The organism is Variovorax sp. 01T432 (assembly GCF_056398605.1).
In genome coordinates this window covers 1-714 of record NZ_JBFTPS010000149.1, presented here as the reverse complement: position 1 = coordinate 714, position 714 = coordinate 1, and the positions used below count along the sequence as shown (strand labels likewise).

The following is a 714-nucleotide window of genomic DNA, read 5'->3' as shown; positions in this document are numbered from 1 at the left end:
CATCGCCACCGGCAGGTTGGTTGTTCTGGATGTCGAGGGCATGCCGCCGAGCGGCTTCATGTTGACGATATCGGCAGTCCACCAAGCTTCAACGTCCCCTGGGCCCGCTGGCAGATGGTTCATCGACCACTTGAAAGGCAGCACAGCCAGTGGTCTGCTCGAACACGGACACGCCTGACAGCGCATAAATCCGCTACATGAGCACGGCAAGACTCTGTGTGTCCGTGCATTTCTGAGACGAGGCTGGAGGACCGCTTTTGGCCGCATTCTGCCCGTCAACGGTCGAGGCCAAATCGCTGCCAGAGCTCGGCCCGAAGGCGGTCCAGCGGCTGGTTCAGTTCGACGCGCTCATTGAAGTCTTCGACCCATACGTTGTAGTCCGCAAATGAGCCAGCCCCTCGATTCATGGAAGCATAGATGGACCTGGCGTCCTCCATTCCATTCGAGGACGCGAGAGCTTCACGCGCGGCGGTCACGCCTCTGAGCCAATTCTGCTCGCCACGAGCGCGGAGCAGCGACTCAAGCTGCCGCAGGAGTTCCTCGATGGATGCTTCGTTCGATGGCACAGCTAGTGTAGTGTTGCATTCTGTTTGGAACTTAAGCGGCTATTGGCGCGAATGACCTTTTGCAGGATGTCGCGCGCGCTCTTGGTCCAGATGAATGGCTTGGGTTCTTTGTTGTGATGAGCGACGTACTCGTCAATGGCAGTGACCA

Annotated in this window: 1 protein-coding gene; it reads right to left on the bottom strand. The window is 58.3% G+C overall.

Features of this window, described 5'->3' with window-relative positions; all coding sequences use genetic code 11:
- Positions 1 to 275 precede the first annotated feature (275 nt).
- A complete protein-coding gene (locus AC1DNF_RS35730; RefSeq protein ID WP_478153667.1) occupies positions 276 to 566 on the bottom strand; it encodes a hypothetical protein in 291 nt (96 codons plus the stop codon).
- Positions 567 to 714 lie beyond the last annotated feature (148 nt).